This window comes from Enterobacter roggenkampii, assembly GCF_001729805.1.
GTDB lineage: Bacteria > Pseudomonadota > Gammaproteobacteria > Enterobacterales > Enterobacteriaceae > Enterobacter > Enterobacter roggenkampii.
In genome coordinates this window covers 1,975,134-1,998,411 of the sequence record NZ_CP017184.1, presented here as the reverse complement: position 1 = coordinate 1,998,411, position 23,278 = coordinate 1,975,134, and the positions used below count along the sequence as shown (strand labels likewise).

Here is a 23,278-nt window from a genome sequence, read left to right as displayed (position 1 = left end):
TTTCTCCGGAAAGGGTGACAGACGCAGTGTGATATATTATTTTTTCTGGAGATATCCCATGAAACCGATGGCACTTATAAGCAAAATCATTAAATGAATAATAAGCTCAATGCCATTTCTACCTTTCTGCGCGTCGCTGAAGCGGGCTCGTTTTCAGCGGCTGCCCGTCAGACCGGTATTAAGCAGTCCGCCGTCAGTCAACAGATCGCGGCGCTTGAGGAAGAGCTTGGCGTGGTACTGCTGCACCGTACGACGCGTACGATGAAGCTGACCGAACAAGGGGAGCGCTACCGGCATGATATGCAGCTCGTGCTGGACGCCATGGGGGAAGCGGAGAGGCGTTTACATCCTGTCGATCATAGCGTTCAGGGACGCGTCCATGTCCAGTTGCCGAGCGGCCTGGGGCAGATCATTTTGCCGCATCTGCTGGCGTTACAGCGCCTGCATCCCGAGCTGCAGCTGATGCTTTCCCTGGATGACCGCCTTGCCGATCTGGTGGCGGAGGGCGTGGATGTCGCGATACGGCTGAGCAGCGAGCCTCCGCAGGCGCACGCGGCTCGCGTGCTGGGACGGATTGAAGCTGCACTGTTTGCCGCTCCCGGTTTTCAGGCGGTACACGCGGTCAGCGAACTGGCGACGCTGCCACACGTACGGTTCAGCGGCATTCCGCCGGATGCTCCCCTGCGCCTGATGTCTGACGCGGAGACGGTCGAGGTCAACGTGAATACCGTTTTCCGTGCCAACACCAGTGAGGCGCTGCTGCAGGCGCTGGAATCCGGCATGGGTATCGGCGGCATGCAGCGACCGCTCGTGGCCAGGGCTCTGCAGGCGGGCACGCTGGTACCGGTGCTGCCCGACTGGCGGTTACCCGATCGCTTCCTCTATGCCGTTTATCCTGATGCCCGCTTTATTCCGCAGCGCGTCAGAAAGGTCGTCAGCGTGATTGAGCAATTACTGCCTGAGATCGCGACCCACAACGCCACAAAATAACCGCCTTTTACCTCGCCACCGGTAAATCCGCGTACCGCGTCGTATAGGCCGGTGACAACATCTCTCGCTTCATGGCCCACGGTTTCTCAATCCCCTGCCCGGCGAACCATATCTTCCCTTTGCCGGAGTGATTGACGCTGTCGATCATCTCCATCAGCGCCGCGCTGTTGGCGCGCAGGCGATTGTCGTCAAACAGATTAAGCTGAGCGACGCCGCTGCTGAAAAAGTCCGCCAGCATGACCCCAGCCTTCATATAGCGATACCCGTCGAGCCATATCCGCCCCAGCGCCTCCGTGGCGGCACGGATGATATCCCGCGAGTCATTGGTGGGCGTCATCAGGGTGACCGAAGCCTGATTACCGTAATAAATTTCGTTGTCCGCATGCGGGCTGGTGCGCACAAACACGCTGATAAAACGACAGTATTGATGCTCGCCGCGCAGTTTCTCTGCGGCGCGTTCCGCGTAGGCGCAAATCGCCTGGTGCATCTCTTCATATTGCGTAATGCGATGACCAAACGAACGGCTACAGATGATTTGCTGCTTCGTGGGGGTGTACTCTTCCAGGTCAAGACAGGGCTCACCGCGAAGCTCGCGCGCCGTACGCTCCAGCACCACGTTAAAATGTTTGCGAATGACCCACGAGGAGGCCTCCGCCAGTTCCAGCGCCGTGGTAATCCCCATCGCGTTCAGTTTTTTCGTGATGCGCCGCCCTACGCCCCATACCTCCTCTACCGGAACCTTTGCCAGCAGTTTACGCTGCCGCTCGCGGCCCGACAGATCGACCACGCCGCCGGTACTGGCCCAGCGTTTCGCCGCATAGTTGGCCAGCTTCGCCAGCGTTTTTGTCGGGGCAATGCCGACGCCAACGGTTAAACCCGTGTTTTTAAAGACCTGCGTGCGCATCTGGTGTCCGAACGCGTCCAGCGACATGCAGTTACCGATCCCTGAAACGTTCACGAACGCCTCGTCAATCGAGTAAATTTCTATGGCCGGAGCCAGATCCGTCAGCGTCTGCATCACCCGACTGCTGAGGTCGGCATACAGCGCATAGTTCGAACTGAAGACGTAAACCCTCGCCGGAAAAAGCTTCTCTTTGAATTTAAAATAGGGCTCACCCATTTTTATGCCGAACTGCTTTGCCTCCCGCGAGAGTGAAATTATGCAGCCGTCGTTGTTGGACACCACCACGATGGGCTTCCCCTCCAGATCGGGGCGGAATACCTTCTCGCAGGAGGCATAGAAGCTGTTCACATCAACCAGCGCGAACATGTTTATGCGTTTTAAGCGTGTGGGTGACGACGCCGAAGATCTGCAGCTCCTCTTCGGACTGAAAGGTAATCGGCTGATAGCGGGCGTTATGTGGCAACAGCCTCAGAACCGGGCGCGTCTGTAGCTCTTTCACCGTAAACTCACCGGCGACCGACGCCACGACGATATCCCCATGTTCGGCATTTAACGAGCGGTCAACCACCAGCAGATCGCCGTCGCCAATCCCCGCGCCAATCATGGAGTCTCCACTCACCTTGATAAAATAGGTCGCACTGGGGTGCCTCACTGCCAGCCGGTTAAGATCGAGACGATCCTCCACATAATCCTGCGCCGGGCTGGGAAACCCACAGGCAACACGTTCTAAAAACAAAGGTAGTTCAATGATTTGTTTTGGTTGATAAGAAAAGAGAGTGTCCATGATGCCTTTCTCGCCATATACTGTATATAAATACAGTATTACGGATTATGGTCAGGGATCAAGGTCATTTCCGGAAGCGAACCCAAACGCGTTGAAGTGTCAGAAGATTTAAAACGCGCAAAGCCCGGAAGCACATGTCGGGCTTTGCGCCTGTGACGATCAGTCCATCAGCGTATTCAATGTTTCCAGCGCGTCAGGCGGCAGCTGCAGTTCCCCCGCCGCGAGGTTTTGCCGCAGATGCGCCACGGAAGAGGTGCCCGGGATCAGCAGGATATTCGGAGAACGCTGCAGCAACCATGCCAGCGCAACCTGCATTGCCGTGACGCCCAGTGAATCCGCGACAGCCTTCAGCCCGGACGATTGCAGCGGCGTAAAGCCGCCCAGAGGGAAGAACGGCACATACGCAATCCCCTGCTGCGCGAGCAGATCCACCAGCGCATCGTCACCCCGGTTCACAATGTTGTACATGTTCTGCACGCACACCACCGGCACCATCTTCTGCGCTTCCGCGACCTGGGTGGCCGTGACGTTGCTCAAACCAATATGCCGCACCAGCCCCTGCTGCTGTAATTCTGCCAGGGTGGAGAGCGGTTCAGCAATCGACCCTTCCGCTGGCCCGTGCGCGCTAAACATGATCCGCAGGTTCACCACGTCCAGCACGTCCAGCTGCAGATTACGCAGGTTGTCATGCACCGCCTGCGTCAGCTCCTGCGCAGAAAAGGCCGGCAGCCAGGCGCCTTTGTCGTTGCGACGGGCGCCAATCTTGGTGACGATCGTCAGATCGTCCCGGTAAGGATGAAGCGCCTCGCGGATCAGCTGGTTCGTGATATGAGGACCATAAAAATCACTGGTATCAATGTGGTTCACTCCCGCCGCCACGGCCTCGCGTAACACGTCCAGCGCGGCCTGCTTATCCTTCGGTGGCCCAAAGACGCCCGGCCCGGCCAGCTGCATCGCGCCGTAGCCCAGCCGTTTCACCGTCCGCGTCCCGAGCGCGTATGTCCCGCTTTTATCAATGCTGCTCATGTTGACCTTCCTCATAAAAATGATCCGGATTTACAACAGGTTCCCAAAAGGGCCCCTTAGTTAAGCGCGAGTTAATTAAAGTTTACATTCTCTACGACGATAGTAATGAAGTAACCCTGCATCTTCTCTAACGGACGACCGCTATGCTGAAAAATCTGCACGTGATTACCGGTATTATCTTTGCCCTCACCATATTCTGCCTGCTGCAAGTTGTCACGGGAGGGTTGTTCTACTCTGCCGTCAGTAACGATCGCCATAACTTCCAGAACTCCGGCGTGCTCAATGCCCAGCAGGAAAGCCTGAGCGACAGCGTGAACACGCTGGTGAAAACGCGCGTCACCGTCACCCGCGTGGCGATCCGCTACCTGAAAAACCAGCGTGACCCGGCTTCCCTGGCGGCGATCAATAAACTGCTGGGCACCGCAGGCGACTCGCTGGCAAAAGCCGAAGCCTATAACAAAGAGTGGCAGAAACTGCCGCAGGTTAAGGGCCAGGAGGCGGCATTGACCGACGAGATGCAGAAATCCTGGAACCAGATGCACGAAGTCATGCGTTTATCGATTGAGTATCTGCGCGCCGACAACTATCAGGCCTATGGCGATCTGGATGCGCAGCAGGCGCAGGACGATATGGAAGCGGTCTATAACCGCTGGCGCGCCGAAAACAACACCCTGCTGAAGGCCGCAACCGAAGAGAATCAGAGCAGCTTCACGCAGATGCAGTGGACGCTGGCGGCAATTCTGCTGGCCGTTATCGCGGTTCTGGTGGTCATCTGGCAGGGTTTACAGCACCTGCTGTTAAAACCACTCCACTCCATTATGGACCATATTCGCGCCATTGCAGGAGGCGACCTGACGCAGGAGATCGCTATCTCGGGCCGCAATGAGATGGGTCAGCTGGCCGCGGGCCTGCATGAGATGCAGCAGTCGCTGGTGACCACCGTCAGCGCCGTACGCGGAAGTACCGATTCCATCTACACCGGCGCAGGCGAAATTGCCGCAGGAAGCAACGATCTTTCCGCCCGCACCGAGCAGCAGGCCGCCTCGCTCGAAGAGACCGCCGCCAGCATGGAAGAGCTGACCGCGACGGTTAAACAGAACTCCGATAACGCCCGTCAGGCCACGCTGCTGGCGAAAAACGCCTCTGAAACGGCCGCGCGCGGCGGTCACGTCGTGGATAACGTGGTTCGCACCATGAACGAGATCGCCGACAGTTCGCAGCAAATTGCGCATATTACCGGCGTGATTGACAGCATCGCGTTCCAGACGAACATTCTGGCGCTTAACGCCGCGGTGGAAGCGGCACGCGCCGGGGAACAGGGGCGTGGCTTTGCGGTTGTCGCAGGGGAGGTCCGGACCCTGGCGAGCCGCAGCGCGCAGGCGGCGAAAGAGATCAAAGGGCTTATCGAGAACTCCGTCAGCCGCGTGAATACCGGTTCTGAGCAGGTTAGCGAGGCAGGCACCACCATGAAGGAAATCGTCGCCGCCGTGACCCGCGTGACCGATATCATGGGCGAGATTTCCTCTGCCTCTGACGAGCAGAGCCGCGGCATTGAACAGGTGAGCCTGGCCGTTTCGCAGATGGACAGCGTGACGCAGCAAAACGCCGCGCTGGTGCAGGAGTCCGCCACGGCGGCAGCGGCGCTGGAAGATCAGTCCGAACAGCTGCGCCAGGCGGTGGCCGCGTTTCGTCTGAACGGCAAAGAAAAAGCGGTAGCTCCACGTCCGGCCAGCGTGAAAACGCCTCAGCTGTTGCGCCCGGCAACCGCAAACGCCGCCACCGACAGCAACTGGGAAACCTTCTGAATCACCGGCGGGCGAGGAGATCGCCCGCTAGCGGCTGCGCTTGGCGTGCCGCTCCCAGTTCTCCTGTTTTGCTTCATCGGATTTACGCAGTGAAACGTAGCATGCCCCGCTGCCGCCGTGATGCGGCAGCGCCACGCAGAAGGCCTGCACTTCCTCGAACTCCGTTAACCAGCGCGCCAGATAGCTGCGCACCACATTAGGATGCGAGTTCTGCTCGCGCCCTTTTCCGTGAATGATAATCAGATTGCGTAACCCGTCACGTCCGGCCTGGCGAATAAAAGAATAGAGCATCTGACGGCAGCGTTCGGCGGGCTGACGCAGGAGGTTTAAGCTGGCCTGGCGGGCATATTTACCCGAGCGCAGCTTCTCGATAACGCCCTGCTGCACCCCTTCGCGCTGGAACGCCAGCGGTTCTTCCAGGGGAAGAAGGTCAAGAAAGTCCAGCGTCAGGAAGTTATCCAGCTGTTCACTATCCACCTCCTGGCGCGCCCGCGTATTGCGGCTGGGCTGCCAGTGAATATCCGGGCCACGCTTCAGCGGCTGGACATCTTCCATGGCGTCAAGAAAAAAGGATTTGTCGTCAGGGTTCATGGATATCCTCCGGCTACAACTGAGGACGGTACTATACCTGTGCCCGAGACAGGCCTCAATCACCGTTACAGGCCGTCGTGCGCAACAAATATTAACCTGATGAATATATATAGTATTTATAAAATGGATTTAAATACAACTTAACTAAAATTTCAGCAAAGATGAAATAAGTGATTTGTGTTAAATTTTCGTAAAATCAAACACTCGACATCCTTTCTTTTTGCGGAAAAGGTGTTATACCTAAATATACCTGCTTCATGGATATAATATTCAGGATTGGCGAAAGGACGCACTGCTGTGTGTACTGGAGGATCTGTCTGATGTCGGGCAGATCCTGTTTTTTTATTATCTCACTTTCACGCCACGATTATTTTTCTCGCTTCCCGTCTGAACTGCGTAATTAATGATTCAGCCAGGGGCGTCTGACGTGAATCACGGCGCTGAATTAAATAATATGCTGCTTTTGGAAGCGATTCGACAACCGGCAGCATGACCAGACGGTGCGCCAGAAGCGGGTCACAGCCTAACTCCTGCGGCAATATGCTTAGAAAATCACTTTGCGCAACCAGGCTTATGCAGGAAGAAAAGGTTTCGCAGACCACACCAATTCGCGGTATTTGCGAGCGATGGCTAAATACCTCTTCTAACTGCTTATAATAACTTCCCCGCGGCGTCGGCATTGTCCAGTTATAATGCAGAAGTTCGTTAATCGACGTTGCCCCCGTTGCCGGATGCCCTTCGCGACAAAATACCGCAAATGGCTTCTCAAAGAGTTTTTCAAGCGTAAATTCCTGATCGTAAGGTCCCTGATAATAAGTATTGATGGTGAAATCCAGCTCTCCCTGCCGTAATTCGTTGATCATCGACACCAGCTGCCCTTCCATTATCCGCACTTTGACCTGCGGATGTTGGGCATGAAAGCGGGTAATAACCGCGGGCATCAGGCTGCGCGAAACGCTGGCCCCCATCCCGATGTTGATCTGCCCGGCCTGTTCCCCCTGCCGCTGACGAATGTCATCCTGCGCCGCGCGCAGCTCTTCCAGAATTAACCGGGCGCGCTGGTAAAAGCCCTCACCGCATTCGGTCAACGCCACGCCCTTACTCCTGCGCACGAAAAGCTGCGCCGCCATGCCCTCCTCCAGCTCTTTGATGGATTTGGTCAGCGCCGGCTGCGAAAGATTCAGCGTCCTGCTGGCACCGCGAATGCTGCCCTGACGTGCGACTTCAACAAACGCCCGGAGATGATGGAATTTAACCTGAAATGACATAGCCCGACCGATAACCGTTGTTTATCAGAGTAAAGAAACTGTCATCTACTTTACTGGAAAGGGATGTGCGAGGGTAATTCCTGAACGGTTAAAACTGTGAAAAATCGGTTAGTGATAAGTAAAAACTATCACAGCGTGAAGCAGTTCACATATTTTCATGATGACAGGAACAGATATGGACACACTGGCGCAGTACATCCAGACGTTAACCCCGCAGCTGAGCGCGTGGCGTCGCGATTTTCACCATTTTGCGGAATCCGGCTGGGTAGAGTTTCGTACCGCCGCGAAAGTTGCGGAGACCCTGAACTCGCTGGGTTACGAACTGGCGATGGGGCGTGACGTGGTCGATGCCGAAAGCCGGATGGGGCTGCCCGACGAGGCAACCCTGGCGCGAGAGTTTGCCCGCGCGCGGGCGCAAGGCGCGCCTGAGAAATGGCTGGCGCCGTTTGAAGGCGGCTTTACCGGCATTGTCGCCACCCTGAATACTGGCCGCCCTGGCCCAACCCTGGCGTTTCGCGTGGACATGGACGCCCTTGATTTAAGCGAAGCGCTCGACGACAGCCATCGCCCGTTCCGCGACGGGTTTGCCTCCTGCAATCCGGGCATGATGCACGCCTGCGCGCACGACGGCCACACCACCATTGGTCTGGGACTGGCACAGGTGCTTAAGCAGAATGCAGCCCGGCTCAACGGCACCATTAAGCTGATCTTCCAGCCTGCTGAAGAAGGCACGCGCGGCGCGCGCGCCATGGTTGCCGCCGGGGCGCTGGATGACGTGGACTATTTCACGGCCATTCATATTGGTACCGGCGTCCCTGCCGGTACGGTGATCTGCGGCAGCGATAACTTTATGGCCACCACCAAGTTCGACGTGAGCTTCACCGGCGTGGCCGCACACGCGGGCGGTAAGCCGGAGGACGGGCGTAACGCCCTGCTCGCCGCCGCGCAGGCCGCCCTCGCCCTGCACAGCATCGCCCCGCACAGCGACGGCGCATCCCGGGTGAACGTCGGCGTGATGCAGGCGGGCAGCGGGCGCAACGTGGTGCCCGCGAATGCCCTGATCAAAGTTGAAACCCGCGGCGAAAGCGAAGCGATTAATCAGTATGTCTTTGAACGCGCGCAGGCCGTCATTACCGGCGCGGCGGCGCTCTATGGCGTGAGCGCGGAGATGCGCCTGATGGGGGCTGCCACCTCCAGCGCGCCGACACCGGCGTGGGTGGATTATCTGCGCGAACAGGCGAGCCAGGTTTCCGGGGTTGTTCATGCCATCGATAAGGTGAAAGCGCCAGCGGGTTCCGAAGACGCCACGCTGATGATGGCCCGCGTGCAGCAGAACGGCGGCATGGCGTCCTATATGGTGTTTGGCACGGATTTGAGCGCCGGACATCACAACGAAAAATTCGACTTCGATGAGCAGGTCATGACTATCGCCATCGAAACGCTGGCGCGAACAGCGCTCAATTTCCCGTGGACGCGAGGTGTGTGATGCAGGAGAACTACGCTTTTATTGCCGATGCGATCGACACGCGATGTCGGACGTTAACCGATATTGCCGACGCGATCTGGGATCGTCCCGAAACCCGCTTTGAAGAGTTCTGGTCCGCCGAACGGCTGGCCAGCGAGCTGGAAGCAGAAGGCTTCACGCTGACCCGCGAGGCAGGCGGTATTCCCAATGCCTTTATCGCCAGCTTCGGCAGCGGGAAACCGGTTATCGCCCTGCTGGGCGAGTACGACGCGCTGGCCGGGTTAAGCCAGCAGGCACACTGCGCGACCGCGCAAACCGCCACGCCGGGGGCTAACGGCCATGGCTGCGGACATAACCTCTTAGGCACCGCGGCGCTTGCGGGCGCGGTGGCGGTGAAAAGCTGGCTGGAGCAGCACGGCGGCAGCGGAACGGTGCGTTTTTACGGCTGTCCCGGTGAAGAAGGCGGCTCCGGGAAAACCTTTATGGTGCGCGAAGGGCTGTTTGATGATGTCGATGCCGCCGTCACCTGGCACCCGGAAGCCTTTGCCGGGATGTTTAACGTCAGCACGCTGGCGAATATTCAGGCCGCCTGGCGTTTTCACGGCGTGGCGGCGCACGCGGCCAACTCTCCTCACCTGGGACGCAGCGCCCTGGACGCCGTGACGCTGATGACCACCGGCACCAACTTCCTTAACGAACACATCATCGAGAAAGCGCGCGTCCATTACGCCATTACCGACACCGGCGGGATTTCGCCCAACGTGGTGCAGGCGCAGGCCGAGGTGCTGTACCTGATCCGCGCCCCGGAGATGGCGGATGCGCAGCAAATCTACGAACGCATCGAGAAAATCGCCCAGGGCGCGGCGATGATGACCGAGACCACCGTCGAGTGTCGCTTTGATAAAGCCTGCTCCAGCTACCTGCCGAACCGCACGCTTGAGGCGGCGATGTATCGCGCCCTGCAGCACTACGGCACGCCGGAGTGGACCGACGAAGAGCGAGAGTTTGCCCGCGAGATCCGCGCCACGCTGACGCCCAACGATCTGCAAAATAGCCTGAAAAATATTGCCGCCACGGGTGGTGAAGCGGGTAAAGCCTTTGCCCGTCGTCATCAGGCGACGCTGCTGGTGGATGAAGTCGCGCCTTATGCCGTCACCGACAACGTGCTGGCAGGCTCAACCGACGTGGGTGACGTCAGCTGGAAAATGCCGGTCGCCCAGTGCTTCAGCCCCTGCTTTACCGTCGGCACGCCGCTGCATACCTGGCAACTGGTATCTCAGGGGCGAACCTCTATTGCCCACAAGGGCATGCTGCTGGCCGGGAAAGTGATGGGCGCGACCGCGCTGAATCTGCTGCAGGACGCGGCGCTGCTGAAAAAATGCCGTGAAGAGTTCGAACAACAACTAGAAGAAAAACCGTACGCGTGTCCGATCCCACCGGGCGTGACACCGTCACCTTTAAAATAAAAAAACACAACACAACAACACTCCCGAGGAACGCCCATGAGTATGTCATCCATACCTTCGCATTCCCCATCCGGTAAGCTCTATGGCTGGGTTGAAAGGATCGGCAATAAAGTGCCGCACCCTTTCCTGCTTTTTATCTATCTGATTGTGATTTTGATGGTCGCCACCGCCGTGCTCTCCGCCTTTGACGTCAGCGTGCGCAGCCCGGCCGACGGCAGCCTGGTGGCGGTGAAAAATCTGCTGAGCATTGAAGGGCTGCACTGGTTTTTACCCAACGTGATTAAAAACTTCAGCGGCTTCGCCCCGCTCGGCGCCATTCTGGCGCTGGTGCTGGGCGCCGGGCTGGCCGAACGCGTGGGCCTGTTGCCCGCATTGATGGTGAAGATGGCTTCTCACGTCAGCGCGCGCTACGCGAGCTACATGGTGCTGTTTATCGCCTTCTTCAGCCATATCTCCTCCGACGCCGCGCTGGTGATCATGCCGCCGATGGGGGCGCTGATCTTCCTCGCCGTCGGGCGCCATCCCGTGGCGGGCCTGCTGTCCGCGATTGCGGGGGTGGGCTGCGGTTTTACCGCTAACCTGCTGATCGTGACCACCGACGTGCTGCTCTCGGGCATCAGTACGGAGGCGGCGAAAACCATTGATGCGGCCATGCACGTCAGCGTGATCGACAACTGGTACTTTATGGCAAGCTCGGTCATTGTCCTGACGATTGTCGGCGGGCTGATTACCGATAAGATCGTCGAGCCGCGGCTGGGTAAATGGGAAGGCCGCAGTGATGAAAAGCTGGAAACCCTGAGCAAAGAGCAGCGCTTCGGCCTGCGCGTGGCGGGGATTGTCTCGCTGGCGTTTATTGCCGCGGTGGCGCTGATGGTGGTACCGGAAAACGGCATATTGCGCGATCCGGTTAAACATACGGTCCTGCCCTCGCCGTTTATTCAGGGCATCGTGCCGCTGATTATCCTCTTCTTCTTCATTGTTTCGCTCGCCTACGGTATCGCCACCGGCAAAATCCGCCGCCAGAGTGACCTGCCGCAGCTGATGATCGAGCCGATGAAGGAGATGGCGGGCTTTATCGTGATGGTGTTCCCGCTGGCCCAGTTTGTGGCGATGTTTAACTGGAGCAACATGGGCAAGTTTATGGCCGTGGGCCTCACCGACGCGCTGGAGGCTGCCGGGCTAAGCGGCGTGCCGGCGTTTGTCGGTCTGGCGCTGCTGTCATCCCTGCTGTGCATGTTTATCGCCAGCGGCTCCGCCATCTGGTCGATTCTGGCCCCGATCTTCGTGCCGATGTTTATGATGCTGGGGTTCCACCCGGCTTTCGCGCAGATCCTGTTCCGCATCGCGGACTCTTCGGTTATCCCGCTGGCGCCGGTTTCGCCGTTTGTTCCGCTGTTTTTAGGCTTCCTGCAGCGCTATAAACCCGAGGCCAAACTGGGTACCTACTATTCGCTGGTTTTACCCTACCCGCTTATCTTTTTAGGGGTATGGCTGGTGATGCTGGTGGCGTGGTATCTTGTCGGCCTGCCGATTGGGCCGGGGATCTACCCGAGGCTGAACTAAGGGAATGAGGATGCTGAGATTACTCGAAGACAAGATTGCGACGCCGCTTGGCCCGCTGTGGGTGATCGCGGACGAGCAGTTTTGCCTGCGCGCCGTTGAGTGGGAAGAGCACAGCGACCGCATGGAAGAACTGCTTGCGATTCACTACCGCTCACAGGGGTATGAACGTATCCGCACCACCAATCCGGGTGGACTGAGCGACAAGCTTGCGGCGTACTTCGAAGGCGATCTCAACATCATCGACACGCTGCCCACCGCCACGGCAGGCACCCCTTTTCAGCGCGAAGTGTGGCAGGCGCTGCGGGCCATTCCCTGCGGACAGGTGATGCATTACGGCCAGCTCGCGGCGCAGTTAGGTCGCGCTGGGGCCGCACGTGCCGTAGGCGCCGCGAACGGCTCTAATCCGGTCAGCATCGTGGTGCCCTGCCATCGCGTTATTGGCCGCAACGGCACCCTGACCGGCTATGCCGGTGGCGTGCAGCGAAAAGAGTGGTTGCTGCGTCACGAAGGGTATCTCTTACTCTAGTTCCCAGGCTTTTTGTGCTTAATTTTCTTCCGGTTAGGCTAAAAATCCATAATCAAGCTGTGGAATTTCAAGAAGATGGCGACACATTGCCGTCTCTTGTCCTTATTGAGGGTTTGTCAGGCTTACGTACTTACCAAAAAGATGTTAAAATTGACCAATATCAATTAAGGCTTGAGCAAACCTATGATCCCGGAAAAGCGAATTATACGACGCATTCAGTCTGGCGGTTGTGCTATCCATTGCCAGGATTGCAGCATCAGCCAGCTCTGTATCCCGTTTACCCTGAATGAGCATGAACTCGATCAGCTTGATAATATTATCGAGCGTAAAAAGCCTATTCAGAAAGGGCAGACGCTGTTTAAAGCGGGAGACGAACTGAAATCGCTCTATGCTATCCGTTCTGGCACCATCAAGAGCTACACCATTACCGAACAGGGCGATGAGCAGATCACCGGCTTCCATCTGGCGGGTGACCTGGTAGGCTTTGATGCCATCGGTACGGGCCACCACCCGAGCTTTGCTCAGGCACTCGAAACCTCGATGGTTTGCGAAATTCCGTTTGAAACCCTGGACGATCTGTCCGGCAAGATGCCTAACCTGCGTCAGCAGATGATGCGTCTGATGAGCGGTGAGATCAAAGGCGATCAGGACATGATTCTGCTGCTTTCTAAAAAGAACGCAGAAGAGCGTCTGGCCGCGTTTATCTACAACCTCTCCCGCCGCTTCGCCGAGCGTGGCTTCTCGCCGCGTGAATTCCGTCTGACCATGACGCGTGGCGATATCGGTAACTACCTGGGTCTGACCGTGGAAACCATCAGCCGTCTGCTGGGTCGTTTCCAGAAAAGCGGGATGCTGGCCGTTAAGGGTAAATACATCACTATCGAAAACGGTGAAGCGCTGGCCGTTCTTGCCGGGCACGCCCGCAACGTGGCGTAAACGCCATACGTATACTGCCAGACCGATAAATTTTCCTGATTTATGGGTCTGGCCTGTTACCCCGTCTTATATCTGCCCTTTTCACCGTAGCACGTCCCCACACAGCACCCAAAAGGGTCTCGTTGAGGTTATGAATTGAGAGAAAGTTTGTTTTTCGTTTCAGTCGTGATTGCCTCAGTGACCTTTATCTTCATCTGGATCATGCTTGTCGGCCCAATGAAGGGGGAGGAAAAAACCTACGTTCAGGACTCCACGACCTTTGCGATAGCGGTGATGGTGCTGCTGTTTATTGCGTTTATCGCGGTAACGACCACGGTGCTTTTCCTCTGATAAATTTTCATGAATTATTGATCTGGCAAAAGCTCTCCTCTGTTTCATTCAGGATATATAGGTTACTCTTTTAATTACAGACTGTGGTGACAGTAGTAAGGAGACCTGTATGGCCAAGTATCAAAACATGCTGGTAGCAATCGATCCGAATCAGGACGATCAGCCGGCATTACGACGTGCTGTGTATTTGCATCAACGGATTGGTGGCAAAATCAAAGCGTTTTTGCCGATCTATGACTTCTCGTATGAGATGACCACCCTTCTGTCGCCTGACGAGCGCACCGCTATGCGTCAGGGCGTCATCAGCCAGCGTACCGCGTGGATTCGCGAACAGGCGAAGTATTACCTGGAAGCGGGCGTGCCCATTGATATTAAAGTGGTCTGGCACAACCGACCTTTCGAAGCCATCATTCAGGAAGTCGTTGCCGGTGGGCACGATCTGCTGCTGAAGATGGCGCACCAGCACGACAAGCTGGAATCCGTGATCTTCACCCCGACCGACTGGCACCTGCTGCGTAAATGCCCTTGCCCGGTCTGGATGGTGAAAGACCAGCCGTGGCCTGAAGGCGGGAAAGCCGTTGTGGCGGTAAACCTCGCCAGCGAAGAGGATTACCATAACTCGCTGAACGAGAAGCTGGTGAAGGAGACCCTCCAGCTTGCCGACCAGGTCAACCACACCGAAGTGCATCTGGTAGGTGCCTATCCGGTTACCCCGATTAACATCGCCATTGAGCTGCCGGAATTTGACCCGAGCGTGTATAACGACGCCATCCGCGGTCAGCACCTGCTGGCCATGAAAGCGCTGCGCCAGAAATTCAGCATCGATGAGAAGATGACCCACGTGGAAAAAGGGCTGCCTGAAGAGGTGATCCCGGACCTGGCTGAACACCTGCAGGCGGGGATTGTCGTGCTGGGTACCATTGGCCGTACCGGTATTTCTGCCGCCTTCCTCGGCAACACCGCCGAGCAGGTGATCGACCATCTGCGCTGCGACCTGCTGGTTATCAAGCCGGATGAGTACCAGACGCCGGTTGAGCTTGACGATCCGGAAGACGATTGACCCGCAAGATGAAAAAAAACCGTCGGCGAACCGGCGGTTTTTTTTGCCGGGTGGCGGCTACGCCTTACCCGGCCTACGGGTTTGGTAGGCCCGGTAAGCTTGCGCCACCGGGCTTTACCCTGTCAGAGCGCTTTCAGAATCGCATCCACGCTGGCTTTGGCATCGCCAAACAGCATGTGGGTGTTCTCTTTGAAGAACAGCGGGTTCTGCACCCCGGCATAGCCGGTATTCATTGAGCGCTTAAACACGATCACGTTCTGCGCCTTCCACACTTCCAGAACCGGCATCCCGGCGATTGGGCTACGCGGATCGTCCTGCGCCGCCGGGTTAACGGTGTCGTTAGCCCCAATGACCAGCACGGTGTCGGTGTCGGCGAAATCATCGTTGATCTCGTCCATCTCCAGCACGATGTCGTAAGGCACTTTCGCTTCCGCCAGCAGGACGTTCATGTGGCCTGGCAGACGCCCCGCCACCGGGTGAATACCAAAGCGCACCTTGATGCCGCGCGCTCGCAGCTTCTCGGTGATTTCCGCCACCGGATACTGCGCCTGCGCCACCGCCATGCCGTAGCCCGGGGTGATAATGACCGAGTGAGAGTTTTTGAGCATCTCGGCGGTATCTTCCGCACTGATCTCACGGTGCTCACCCACTTCCTCATCGGAACCGGTAGACGAGCCGTCAGAACCAAAGCCACCGGCGATGACGCTGATGAACGAGCGGTTCATCGCCTTACACATGATGTAAGACAGGATCGCACCCGAAGAACCCACCAGCGCACCGGTAACGATCAGCAGGTCGTTGCTCAGCATAAAGCCCGCCGCCGCCGCCGCCCAACCGGAGTAGGAGTTCAGCATGGAGACCACCACTGGCATATCCGCACCACCGATGGACGCCACCAGATGCCAGCCGAAGGCCAGCGCGATGATGGTCATCACCAGCAACGCCAGCACCTGCAGACCGACGCTTTCGGTACGCACGAAGACCACCAGCAGCACAAACGACACCACCAGCGCCGCCAGGTTCAGCTTATGGCGGTTTGGCAGCATCAGCGGCTTAGAGGAAATCTTCCCGCGCAGCTTGCCGAACGCGACAATGGAACCGGTGAAGGTGACCGCACCGATGAAGATACCGAGGAACACTTCCGTCAGGTGAATATTCACCAGAATCGGTTCCAGACCAGGCGTGTGGTACAGGTAGCTGTTGAAGCCCACCAGCACCGCGGCCAGACCCACAAAGCTGTGCAGAATCGCCACCAGCTCCGGCATCTCGGTCATTTCAACGCGTTTCGCCAGGCGAATACCAATCGCACCGCCGATGATCATCGCCACCAGGATCCACGCCACGTTGCCGGTGTCCGGCCCGAAGATGGTGGCAATCAGCGCAATCGCCATCCCGGCGATACCAAAGTTATTCCCCTGCTGAGACGTTTCGTGTTTGGAAAGCCCCGCCAGACTGAAAATAAACAGGATTGCAGCAACAATGTATGCGGCTGTCACTAATCCTCCAGACATATGCTACCCCTTAGCCTTTACGAAACATTTTCAGCATGCGCTGAGTCACGGTGAAACCACCGAAAATATTGATACTGGCGATCAGCACCGCGATAAAGCTCAGGAAGCTGATCCAGCCGCCGTGGCCAATCTGCAGTAACGCCCCCACCACGATGATCCCGGAGATGGCGTTGGTTACCGACATCAGCGGCGTATGCAGCGCATGGGAGACGTTCCACACCACGTAGTAGCCCACGACGCAGGAGAGCGCGAAGACGGTAAAGTGGCCGAGGAACTCTTTCGGCGCGACGTCAGCCAGCCAGCCGAACAGAATAATCACCAGCGCCATGATCGCGTATTTGCGCCACGGGGAAGCCGGTTTGGCAGGTTCTTTTGGTTCAGGCGCCGCTTTAGGCGCTGCCTGAGGCTGGGCCGAAACCTGAATCGGTGGCGCAGGCCAGGTAATTTCACCTTCACGCACCACGGTCACACCGCGCACCACCACGTCGTCAAAATCGACGGTGATGTTGCCGTCTTTCTCTTTGCAAAGCAGCTTCAGCAGGTTGACGAGGTTGGTGCCGTACAGCTGAGACGATTGCGTCGGCAGGCGACCCGGCAGATCGGTATAGCCGATCACCTTCACGCCGTTTGCGGTCGTGGTCACCTGATTCGCTACGGTATATTCGCAGTTGCCGCCGTTTTGCGCGGCCAGGTCGACAATCACGCTGCCCGGCTTCATGGAGTCCACCATCTCACGGGTAATCAGCTTCGGCGCCGGTTTACCCGGGATAAGCGCGGTGGTCACAATGATGTCGACATCTTTCGCCTGCGCGGCGAAGAGTTCCATTTCGGCTTTGATAAAGGCTTCGGACATCACCTTCGCATAACCATCACCGCTGCCCGCTTCTTCCTTGAAGTCCAGCTCAAGGAATTCGGCCCCCATACTCTGGACCTGTTCCTTCACTTCAGGACGGGTATCAAACGCGCGAACGATAGCGCCCAGGCTGTTTGCCGCACCGATGGCAGCAAGTCCCGCCACGCCCGCGCCAATCACCATCACCTTCGCCGGAGGGACTTTACCCGCCGCGGTGATCTGACCGGTAAAGAAGCGACCAAATTCGTGGGCCGCTTCAACGATGGCGCGGTAGCCCGCAATGTTTGCCATCGAACTTAAGGCGTCCAGCGACTGGGCGCGCGAAATACGCGGCACGGAGTCCATCGCCATCACGGTGACGCCGCGCGCGGCCAGTTTTTCCATCAGCTCAGGATTTTGCGCAGGCCAGATAAAGCTCACCAGCGTGGTGCCCGGATTCAGCAGCGCAATCTCACTCTCTTCCGGTGCGTTGACCTTCAGAATAACCGGCGACTGCCACACGTCGGCACTGTCCACCACTTCCGCGCCAGCCTGAATAAAGGCCTCGTCATCGAAACTCGCCAGTTTGCCCGCGCCGCTTTCAACTGCGACGGTAAAACCCAGCTTAAGCAGTTGCTCCACCGTTTTCGGTGTTGCCGCTACGCGGGTTTCATTGGCTAACCGTTCTTTTGGTACCCCAATACGCATAGTTTTCCCTTCCATCGGTTTTTGATGATGGTTTAACGATAAGTGCCCGCGGTTTGTATCATTTTTCGCCATCACGCAAGCAATGAGACACAATTCACCCCGGAAAATAAAACAGTAACAAACTGTCTATAACCTACTGAAAATAGCGGCCGTGATCTACCGCCAGAAAACACTATTTCTTACTTTATCTGTGAAAAATAAGCGATCGGCGTCACTGACAGTGATATTTACCTTAAATTCATCGCCAGAACCGATAATTCGCGCAAGCGAAGCGGTAAAAACATGATATAGCGCCATAAGAGAACAACTTATTAACATTAAATTAACTTGTAAAAGTCATAAGCTTTATCAGTTTTACTTGTCAAACGCGTGTTTTTTCAACATATCACTAAATGTTATCGAATAAGGTGATTCAGTGAGCACAGGCAGTGAAAAATGGCGCAGACAGCGACGGGTTTTAAATGCCATAATCGGGACCGTCTCAAATTAACAACAATACCAGTACATGGTTTGCGCAAGGCGAAGGATCATTTTTATGAAGCTTAAGAACACACTCCTGGCGTCCGCACTTCTCTCCGCGACCGCCCTGTCTGCGAATGCCGCAACAGAGTTAACGCCGGAGCAAGCGGCAGCGTTAAAACCTTTTGACCATAAGGTCATTGTGGGTCGTTATAATTCTATTGGCGACGCCGTCGCCGCTGCATCAAAGGCCGCTGATAAAAACGGGGCAGCCTCGTTTTATGTTGTTGACCAGTCTGATAACGGCAACAGCGGTAACCAGCGCGTGACCATTGCGCTGTATAAGGACAACGCGCCAAAAGCTGACGCGCCGAAAAACCGCGTGATCAACGGTGTTGTTGAACTGCCGAAAGATCAGGCAATTGCGCTGGAACCGTACGACACCGTCACCGTTCAGGGCTTTTACCGCAGCCAGCCTGAAGTGAACGATGCCATCACCAAAGCCGCGAAAGAGAAAGGGGCCTACTCTTTCTACATCGTGCGTCAGGTCGATGCTAACCAGGGCGGCAACCAGCGTATTACCGCGTTCATCTATAAAGAAGATGCGAAGAAACGCGTTCTGCAGAGCCCGGATGCGATTCCGGCAAACTCAGAAGCCGGTCGCGCGGCGATAGCGAAAGGCGGCGAAGAAGCGAAGAAAGTGGAAATCCCAGGCGTCGCAACGACGGCTACGCCAAGCGCTGAAGTGGGCCGTTTCTTTGAAACGCAGTCCACGAAAGGTGGCCGTTATTCGGTTACGCTGCCAGACGGTACCAAAGTTGAAGAGCTGAACAACGCCACTGCCGCGCAGATGGTGCCGTTCGACAGCATCAAATTTACCGGCAACTACGGCAACATGACGGAAGTCTCTTACCAGGTCGCGAAGCGTGCGGCGAAGAAAGGGGCGAAGTTCTACCACATCACCCGCCAGTGGCAGGAACGTGGTAACAACGTGACCATCAGCGCCGATCTGTACAAGTAACAAAATCGTTTAAGAAAGGCGGCGCAATGCCGCCTTTTTTGTTACTTTTTTTGAATTTCTGCCACACGTCATTGCATGCTTTCGTTACACTCCGTAAAATCCCGCGCCTTAGTGTGATCCACCATTTTTATGCGCCTGAGCGAAATAATTATTCTGGATTTTGACCTTTCATAACAGGAAGCCAATGGAAAAGAAACTTGGCCTGAGTGCTCTGACTGCACTCGTTTTAAGCTCAATGCTGGGTGCAGGCGTATTCAGTTTGCCGCAAAATATGGCGGCCGTCGCCAGCCCGTCTGCCCTCATCATTGGCTGGGGCATTACGGGTGTCGGAATATTGCTGCTGGCCTTCGCCATGCTGCTGCTGACGCGCATTCGCCCGGATCTGGACGGCGGCATTTTCACCTATGCCCGGGAAGGTTTCGGCGAGCTGATTGGCTTCTGCTCCGCCTGGGGATACTGGCTGTGTGCGGTGATCGCCAACGTCTCCTATCTGGTGATCGTTTTCTCGGCCCTCAGTTTCTTTACCGATACGCCTGAGCTGCGCCTGTTTGGCGACGGGAATACCTGGCAGTCTATTGTGGGCGCCTCGGTGTTACTGTGGTTCGTCCACTGGCTGGTGCTGCGTGGCGTACAAACGGCCGCCAGCATTAACCTGGTGGCGACGCTCGCGAAACTGGTTCCGCTCGGCCTGTTTATCGTTCTGGCCTTCATTGCATTCCGCATGGACGTGTTCACGCTCGATTTCAGCGGCGTTGCGCTGGGCGTCCCCGTCTGGGAGCAGGTGAAAAACACGATGCTGATTACCCTGTGGGTGTTCATCGGTGTTGAAGGCGCGGTTGTGGTTTCTGCCCGGGCCCGAAATAAACGCGATGTGGGCCGCGCCACGCTGCTGGCGGTACTGGCCGCGCTCGGGGTCTATCTGCTGGTAACGCTGCTGTCGCTGGGCGTAGTGGCGCGTCCTGAACTGGCTGAAATGCGTAACCCGTCAATGGCGGGCCTGATGGTGAAAATGCTCGGCTCCTGGGGCGACGTGGTGATTGCGGCGGGTCTTATCATCTCCGTCTGCGGAGCCTACCTGAGCTGGACCATCATGGCGGCTGAAGTGCCCTTCCTGGCCGCGACGCACAAGGCGTTTCCACGCCTGTTTGCGCGTCAAAACCAAAACAGCGCGCCGTCTGCCTCACTCTGGCTGACCAACATCAGCGTTCAGGTCTGTCTGGTGCTGATCTGGCTCACAGGTTCAGACTATAACACGCTGCTGACCATCGCCTCGGAGATGATTCTGGTACCCTATTTCTTAGTAGGTGCGTATCTGTTAAAAATTGCCACACGCCCGGCGCATTATGTCGTGGGTGTCGGAGCCTGTATTTACGGCCTGTGGTTGTTGTATGCTTCCGGACCTATGCATCTGCTGCTGTCGGTGGTGCTGTACGCACCGGGTCTGCTGGTGTTCATCTACGCCCGCCGCACGCATCAGCTGGAGAACGCGCTGAAACGCCGTGAGATGGCCTTAATTGGACTGTTACTGGTTGCTGCCGTGCCGGCAACCTGGATGTTAGTGGGATAGCATCGCCTTTCCCATTGTTGAACTGTAAAGGAGAATACGATGGGAAATGCACCGCTTCGCCCCATACTGATCACCGGCGGAGGCCGCCGTATCGGCCTCGCCCTCGCCCATCATTTTCTCAACCTTCGCCATCCGGTCATTGTCAGCTACCGCACGGAATACCCGTCGATTGAAGGGCTGCGCAAAGCCGGGGCGGTTTGCATTCAGGCTGATTTTTCAACCGATGAAGGCATTCTGGCCTTTGCGGAAAAGGTGAAATCCACCACAACGGGTCTGCGCGCCGTGCTCCATAACGCCAGCGCATGGCAGGCCGAAAAGCCGGGTACCTCACTCAGCGAAACGCTCTCCGCCATGCTGCAGATCCACGTCAATGCCCCTTATCTGCTTAACCACGCTCTGCAGGATCTGCTCCGCGGCCACGGGCATGCTGCGGGCGACATCATTCACTTCACGGATTATGTGGTGGAGCGCGGCAGCGACAAGCACATTGCCTATGCGGCCAGTAAAGCCGCGCTGGATAACATGACCCGCTCGTTTGCCCGCAAGCTCGCCCCCGAAGTGAAGGTGAACGCCATCGCCCCGGCAATGATCTTATTCAACGAAAACGATGATGCGGAGTATCGCCAGCAGGCGCTGAATAAATCGCTGATGAAAATTGCCCCAGGCGAGAAAGAGGTCATCGACCTCGTGGATTACGTGCTCACCAGTTGCTACGTCACCGGCAGAACCTTTGCCGTGGACGGCGGCCGACCGCTGCGCTAGTGAAAGCGGCTCCAGAAGAAAATTAACACCCAGGCGCTGAGCCCCCAGCAGACCACCGCCCCGCCCAGCGCCAGGGGAAGACGCAGAAAACCGGTGAAATACCACAGCGAAAGCAGGTAGAGAAAATACGGGATGATTGACCACATGCCAAACACGATGGTCGTGCGTAACGCTTCCGTGCCGCGTTCGGACGCCACAATATAGTGGGCAATGAGTGCAAAAGTCGGGAAGAGAGGGATCAGCCCGGCAATATAGTAGTTTTTCGTTTTTGCCAGAATGCCAATCAGCAACACCACCAGCGCACCCAGCGCGGCTTTGATCACCAGAGCCATCGTTTTCCTTATAATAATCAACTCACCCTATGGGCCAGAATAACGGAACCGGCGTTAATTTTGAAAGATTAATGGAAGGTTAAGGTTTCGCGGTGTATGTTGGCTTTTTTCACGAAAACAGACGCTGTATGAATAAGATTGTTTATGTTGAAGACGAACCCGAAGTCGGGCAGCTGATCGCCGCCTATCTGGGTAAACATGATATGGACGTCATTGTTGAACCTCGTGGCGATCGTGCCGAAGAGGTGGTCGTCCGTGAAAACCCGGATCTGGTGCTGCTGGATATCATGTTGCCGGGCAAAGACGGCATGACGCTCTGCCGCGACCTGCGCGCCCGGTGGGAGGGCCCTATCGTCCTGCTCACCTCACTGGACAGCGATATGAACCATATTTTGTCGCTGGAGATGGGTGCCAATGATTACATTCTGAAAACCACACCGCCTGCCGTCCTGCTCGCTCGCCTGCGCCTCCATTTACGCCAGCACGCCAGCATCGAACGCGAAGCACCGGCGCCGTCTCTGACGCCGCACAAAGCGATGCGCTTCGGTACGCTGTCTATTGATCCGATTAACCGTCAGGTGCTGCTCTCTGGCGAGCTTATCGCCCTTTCCACCGCAGATTTTGACCTGCTGTGGGAGCTGGCAACGCATGCCGGGCAGATCATGGATCGTGACGCGCTGCTGAAAAACCTGCGTGGCGTAAGCTATGACGGAATGGACCGCAGCGTGGACGTGGCGATTTCGCGTCTGCGCAAAAAACTGCAGGATAACGCCACCGAGCCCTACCGTATTAAAACCGTGCGTAATAAGGGCTATCTGTTTGCCCCACATGCGTGGGAAACCTGATCGCCGGACAGGATAACCTGCGCGAAATAAAGGCATTACGCGACAATGCCCTTCTTTCGCGCGTTTATTTTTACGTTTGCGCAACAATTAACTTGCTAAGCACGCAAACTATTCCATAATTACCTTCTCGACTCTCCTTTCTTCAGCTCGCCCCGCTCTTGCGATTGTTTTACTCATTTTCGCCGTGAAGCTTTCACGACATCTCTCCAATAAATCTTGAAATGAGGATTTAAGCTCATGAATTATGTATAGCTACGGTCAGGTAGAAGCGATAAAAACCAATCTTGAGTGGATTGTTAATCAGGCAACCCTGAACCACGCCTCCCCCTCACGCACCGATCAAAAAGCGCTCTTTGACCTGCTGGAACTCATCCAGTCTTACGAAATACTGCTGGATCTCATCAGCGAATACGGAACGGATGTGATTGATACGCACATTGCAGAAGGCCTGGCCATGACGGAAAAATTCATCGCCAAGGTAAAAAACAGCGCGAAAGCCGTCTAACACGCTCGACAGACGTGAAAAA

22 protein-coding genes are annotated in these 23,278 nt (G+C 56.5%); 14 read left to right on the top strand and 8 right to left on the bottom strand.

What is annotated here, in order from left to right:
* Positions 1–93: 93 nt before the first annotated feature.
* Complete coding sequence (locus BFV67_RS09375; RefSeq protein ID WP_069598189.1) at positions 94–990, top strand: LysR family transcriptional regulator; 897 nt, start codon at positions 94–96, stop codon at positions 988–990.
* Positions 991–997: 7 nt separating this feature from the next.
* Here the strand turns inward: BFV67_RS09375 and umuC are convergent, their stop codons facing one another.
* The 3 genes from umuC to BFV67_RS09360 form a co-directional block, all read right to left on the bottom strand.
* Entirely contained in the window at positions 998–2,260 is a 1,263-nt protein-coding gene (gene umuC, locus BFV67_RS09370; protein ID WP_008500531.1) for a translesion error-prone DNA polymerase V subunit UmuC, read from the bottom strand.
* Positions 2,244–2,678: a translesion error-prone DNA polymerase V autoproteolytic subunit gene (gene umuD / locus BFV67_RS09365; RefSeq protein WP_008500532.1), complete on the bottom strand. Its 435-nt coding sequence runs from the start codon at positions 2,676–2,678 to the stop codon at positions 2,244–2,246. Before umuD ends, umuC begins: the two co-directional genes overlap by 17 nt.
* A 159-nt stretch (positions 2,679–2,837) precedes the next feature.
* On the bottom strand, positions 2,838–3,704 hold the full coding sequence (locus BFV67_RS09360) for an aldo/keto reductase family oxidoreductase (RefSeq protein WP_046091847.1): 867 nt from the start codon (positions 3,702–3,704) through the stop codon (positions 2,838–2,840).
* A 143-nt stretch (positions 3,705–3,847) separates the two neighbouring features.
* Between BFV67_RS09360 and tcp the strand changes: the two genes are divergently transcribed.
* Complete coding sequence (gene tcp, locus BFV67_RS09355) at positions 3,848–5,509, top strand: methyl-accepting chemotaxis citrate transducer (RefSeq protein ID WP_008500534.1); 1,662 nt, start codon at positions 3,848–3,850, stop codon at positions 5,507–5,509.
* A gap of 27 nt (positions 5,510–5,536) precedes the next feature.
* Here tcp and smrA read toward each other — a convergent pair whose 3' ends face one another.
* Both smrA and BFV67_RS09345 read right to left on the bottom strand, forming a co-directional pair.
* Positions 5,537–6,100: a DNA endonuclease SmrA gene (gene smrA / locus BFV67_RS09350; RefSeq protein ID WP_021241163.1), complete on the bottom strand. Its 564-nt coding sequence runs from the start codon at positions 6,098–6,100 to the stop codon at positions 5,537–5,539.
* A gap of 356 nt (positions 6,101–6,456) precedes the next feature.
* Positions 6,457–7,368, bottom strand: a complete 912-nt coding sequence (locus tag BFV67_RS09345; protein WP_069598188.1) for a LysR family transcriptional regulator — start codon at positions 7,366–7,368, stop codon at positions 6,457–6,459.
* A gap of 175 nt (positions 7,369–7,543) precedes the next feature.
* On the opposite strand from BFV67_RS09345, the gene BFV67_RS09340 reads away from it, so the two are divergent.
* From BFV67_RS09340 to uspE, 7 genes are all read left to right on the top strand, one after another.
* Positions 7,544–8,854, top strand: a complete 1,311-nt coding sequence (locus BFV67_RS09340) for a M20 family metallo-hydrolase (RefSeq protein WP_059358892.1) — start codon at positions 7,544–7,546, stop codon at positions 8,852–8,854.
* Positions 8,854–10,299, top strand: a complete 1,446-nt coding sequence (locus BFV67_RS09335) for a M20 family metallopeptidase (protein WP_045372886.1) — start codon at positions 8,854–8,856, stop codon at positions 10,297–10,299. The genes BFV67_RS09340 and BFV67_RS09335 overlap by 1 nt, the downstream gene beginning before the upstream one ends.
* 36 nt (positions 10,300–10,335) lie before the next feature.
* On the top strand, positions 10,336–11,862 hold the full coding sequence (gene abgT / locus BFV67_RS09330; RefSeq protein ID WP_069598187.1) for a p-aminobenzoyl-glutamate transporter: 1,527 nt from the start codon (positions 10,336–10,338) through the stop codon (positions 11,860–11,862).
* A gap of 10 nt (positions 11,863–11,872) precedes the next feature.
* Positions 11,873–12,388, top strand: coding sequence for a methylated-DNA--[protein]-cysteine S-methyltransferase (gene ogt, locus BFV67_RS09325; RefSeq protein ID WP_069598186.1), 516 nt, complete (start codon positions 11,873–11,875; stop codon positions 12,386–12,388).
* Between the two features lie 183 nt (positions 12,389–12,571).
* A complete protein-coding gene (gene fnr / locus BFV67_RS09320) occupies positions 12,572–13,324 on the top strand; it encodes a fumarate/nitrate reduction transcriptional regulator Fnr (RefSeq protein ID WP_006174991.1) in 753 nt (250 codons plus the stop codon).
* A gap of 147 nt (positions 13,325–13,471) precedes the next feature.
* The gene (locus BFV67_RS09315) at positions 13,472–13,654 is read left to right on the top strand and encodes a hypothetical protein (RefSeq protein ID WP_014883604.1); all 183 of its coding nucleotides are present in this window, start codon (positions 13,472–13,474) and stop codon (positions 13,652–13,654) included.
* A 109-nt stretch (positions 13,655–13,763) separates the two neighbouring features.
* Complete coding sequence (gene uspE / locus BFV67_RS09310; RefSeq protein ID WP_008500542.1) at positions 13,764–14,714, top strand: universal stress protein UspE; 951 nt, start codon at positions 13,764–13,766, stop codon at positions 14,712–14,714.
* Positions 14,715–14,836: 122 nt separating this feature from the next.
* On the opposite strand, the gene pntB is transcribed toward uspE, so the two are convergent.
* Together pntB and pntA are read right to left on the bottom strand one after the other, a co-directional pair.
* Complete coding sequence (gene pntB, locus BFV67_RS09305; RefSeq protein ID WP_021241158.1) at positions 14,837–16,225, bottom strand: Re/Si-specific NAD(P)(+) transhydrogenase subunit beta; 1,389 nt, start codon at positions 16,223–16,225, stop codon at positions 14,837–14,839.
* A 10-nt stretch (positions 16,226–16,235) separates the two neighbouring features.
* The gene (gene pntA / locus BFV67_RS09300) at positions 16,236–17,765 is read right to left on the bottom strand and encodes a Re/Si-specific NAD(P)(+) transhydrogenase subunit alpha (RefSeq protein WP_021241157.1); all 1,530 of its coding nucleotides are present in this window, start codon (positions 17,763–17,765) and stop codon (positions 16,236–16,238) included.
* A 535-nt stretch (positions 17,766–18,300) separates the two neighbouring features.
* Between pntA and ydgH the strand changes: the two genes are divergently transcribed.
* The 3 genes from ydgH to folM all read left to right on the top strand — a co-directional run bounded on the left by ydgH (position 18,301) and on the right by folM (position 21,574).
* Complete coding sequence (gene ydgH, locus BFV67_RS09295) at positions 18,301–19,245, top strand: DUF1471 family protein YdgH (protein ID WP_008500545.1); 945 nt, start codon at positions 18,301–18,303, stop codon at positions 19,243–19,245.
* Positions 19,246–19,429: 184 nt separating this feature from the next.
* Positions 19,430–20,812, top strand: coding sequence for an amino acid permease (locus tag BFV67_RS09290; protein ID WP_069598185.1), 1,383 nt, complete (start codon positions 19,430–19,432; stop codon positions 20,810–20,812).
* A 39-nt stretch (positions 20,813–20,851) separates the two neighbouring features.
* The gene (folM, locus tag BFV67_RS09285; protein WP_069598184.1) at positions 20,852–21,574 is read left to right on the top strand and encodes a dihydromonapterin reductase; all 723 of its coding nucleotides are present in this window, start codon (positions 20,852–20,854) and stop codon (positions 21,572–21,574) included.
* Here the strand turns inward: folM and BFV67_RS09280 are convergent.
* Complete coding sequence (locus tag BFV67_RS09280) at positions 21,571–21,906, bottom strand: GlpM family protein (RefSeq protein WP_021241155.1); 336 nt, start codon at positions 21,904–21,906, stop codon at positions 21,571–21,573. The two genes, folM and BFV67_RS09280, sit on opposite strands and share 4 nt — an antisense overlap.
* A gap of 128 nt (positions 21,907–22,034) precedes the next feature.
* Between BFV67_RS09280 and rstA the strand changes: the two genes are divergently transcribed.
* Together rstA and BFV67_RS09270 are read left to right on the top strand one after the other, a co-directional pair.
* Positions 22,035–22,751, top strand: coding sequence for a two-component system response regulator RstA (gene rstA, locus BFV67_RS09275; RefSeq protein WP_021241154.1), 717 nt, complete (start codon positions 22,035–22,037; stop codon positions 22,749–22,751).
* Between the two features lie 244 nt (positions 22,752–22,995).
* Positions 22,996–23,256: a hypothetical protein gene (locus tag BFV67_RS09270; RefSeq protein WP_069598183.1), complete on the top strand. Its 261-nt coding sequence runs from the start codon at positions 22,996–22,998 to the stop codon at positions 23,254–23,256.
* The last annotated feature ends 22 nt before the right edge of the window (positions 23,257–23,278 follow it).

Excerpts from the sequence above, each read along its gene's own strand:
- ogt (WP_069598186.1), top strand. The coding sequence starts at position 11,873 with ATGCTGAGATTACTCGAAGACAAGATTGCGACGCCGCTTGGCCCGCTG.
- umuC (WP_008500531.1), bottom strand. The coding sequence starts at position 2,260 with ATGTTCGCGCTGGTTGATGTGAACAGCTTCTATGCCTCCTGCGAGAAG.
- BFV67_RS09345 (WP_069598188.1), bottom strand. The coding sequence starts at position 7,368 with ATGTCATTTCAGGTTAAATTCCATCATCTCCGGGCGTTTGTTGAAGTC.
- BFV67_RS09340 (WP_059358892.1), top strand. The coding sequence starts at position 7,544 with ATGGACACACTGGCGCAGTACATCCAGACGTTAACCCCGCAGCTGAGC.
- pntB (WP_021241158.1), bottom strand. The coding sequence starts at position 16,225 with ATGTCTGGAGGATTAGTGACAGCCGCATACATTGTTGCTGCAATCCTG.
- abgT (WP_069598187.1), top strand. The coding sequence starts at position 10,336 with ATGAGTATGTCATCCATACCTTCGCATTCCCCATCCGGTAAGCTCTAT.
- BFV67_RS09360 (WP_046091847.1), bottom strand. The coding sequence starts at position 3,704 with ATGAGCAGCATTGATAAAAGCGGGACATACGCGCTCGGGACGCGGACG.
- smrA (WP_021241163.1), bottom strand. The coding sequence starts at position 6,100 with ATGAACCCTGACGACAAATCCTTTTTTCTTGACGCCATGGAAGATGTC.
- BFV67_RS09270 (WP_069598183.1), top strand. The coding sequence starts at position 22,996 with ATGTATAGCTACGGTCAGGTAGAAGCGATAAAAACCAATCTTGAGTGG.
- folM (WP_069598184.1), top strand. The coding sequence starts at position 20,852 with ATGGGAAATGCACCGCTTCGCCCCATACTGATCACCGGCGGAGGCCGC.
- BFV67_RS09280 (WP_021241155.1), bottom strand. The coding sequence starts at position 21,906 with ATGGCTCTGGTGATCAAAGCCGCGCTGGGTGCGCTGGTGGTGTTGCTG.
- ydgH (WP_008500545.1), top strand. The coding sequence starts at position 18,301 with ATGAAGCTTAAGAACACACTCCTGGCGTCCGCACTTCTCTCCGCGACC.
- tcp (WP_008500534.1), top strand. The coding sequence starts at position 3,848 with ATGCTGAAAAATCTGCACGTGATTACCGGTATTATCTTTGCCCTCACC.
- uspE (WP_008500542.1), top strand. The coding sequence starts at position 13,764 with ATGGCCAAGTATCAAAACATGCTGGTAGCAATCGATCCGAATCAGGAC.
- rstA (WP_021241154.1), top strand. The coding sequence starts at position 22,035 with ATGAATAAGATTGTTTATGTTGAAGACGAACCCGAAGTCGGGCAGCTG.
- BFV67_RS09375 (WP_069598189.1), top strand. The coding sequence starts at position 94 with ATGAATAATAAGCTCAATGCCATTTCTACCTTTCTGCGCGTCGCTGAA.
- BFV67_RS09290 (WP_069598185.1), top strand. The coding sequence starts at position 19,430 with ATGGAAAAGAAACTTGGCCTGAGTGCTCTGACTGCACTCGTTTTAAGC.
- BFV67_RS09335 (WP_045372886.1), top strand. The coding sequence starts at position 8,854 with ATGCAGGAGAACTACGCTTTTATTGCCGATGCGATCGACACGCGATGT.
- fnr (WP_006174991.1), top strand. The coding sequence starts at position 12,572 with ATGATCCCGGAAAAGCGAATTATACGACGCATTCAGTCTGGCGGTTGT.
- umuD (WP_008500532.1), bottom strand. The coding sequence starts at position 2,678 with ATGGACACTCTCTTTTCTTATCAACCAAAACAAATCATTGAACTACCT.
- pntA (WP_021241157.1), bottom strand. The coding sequence starts at position 17,765 with ATGCGTATTGGGGTACCAAAAGAACGGTTAGCCAATGAAACCCGCGTA.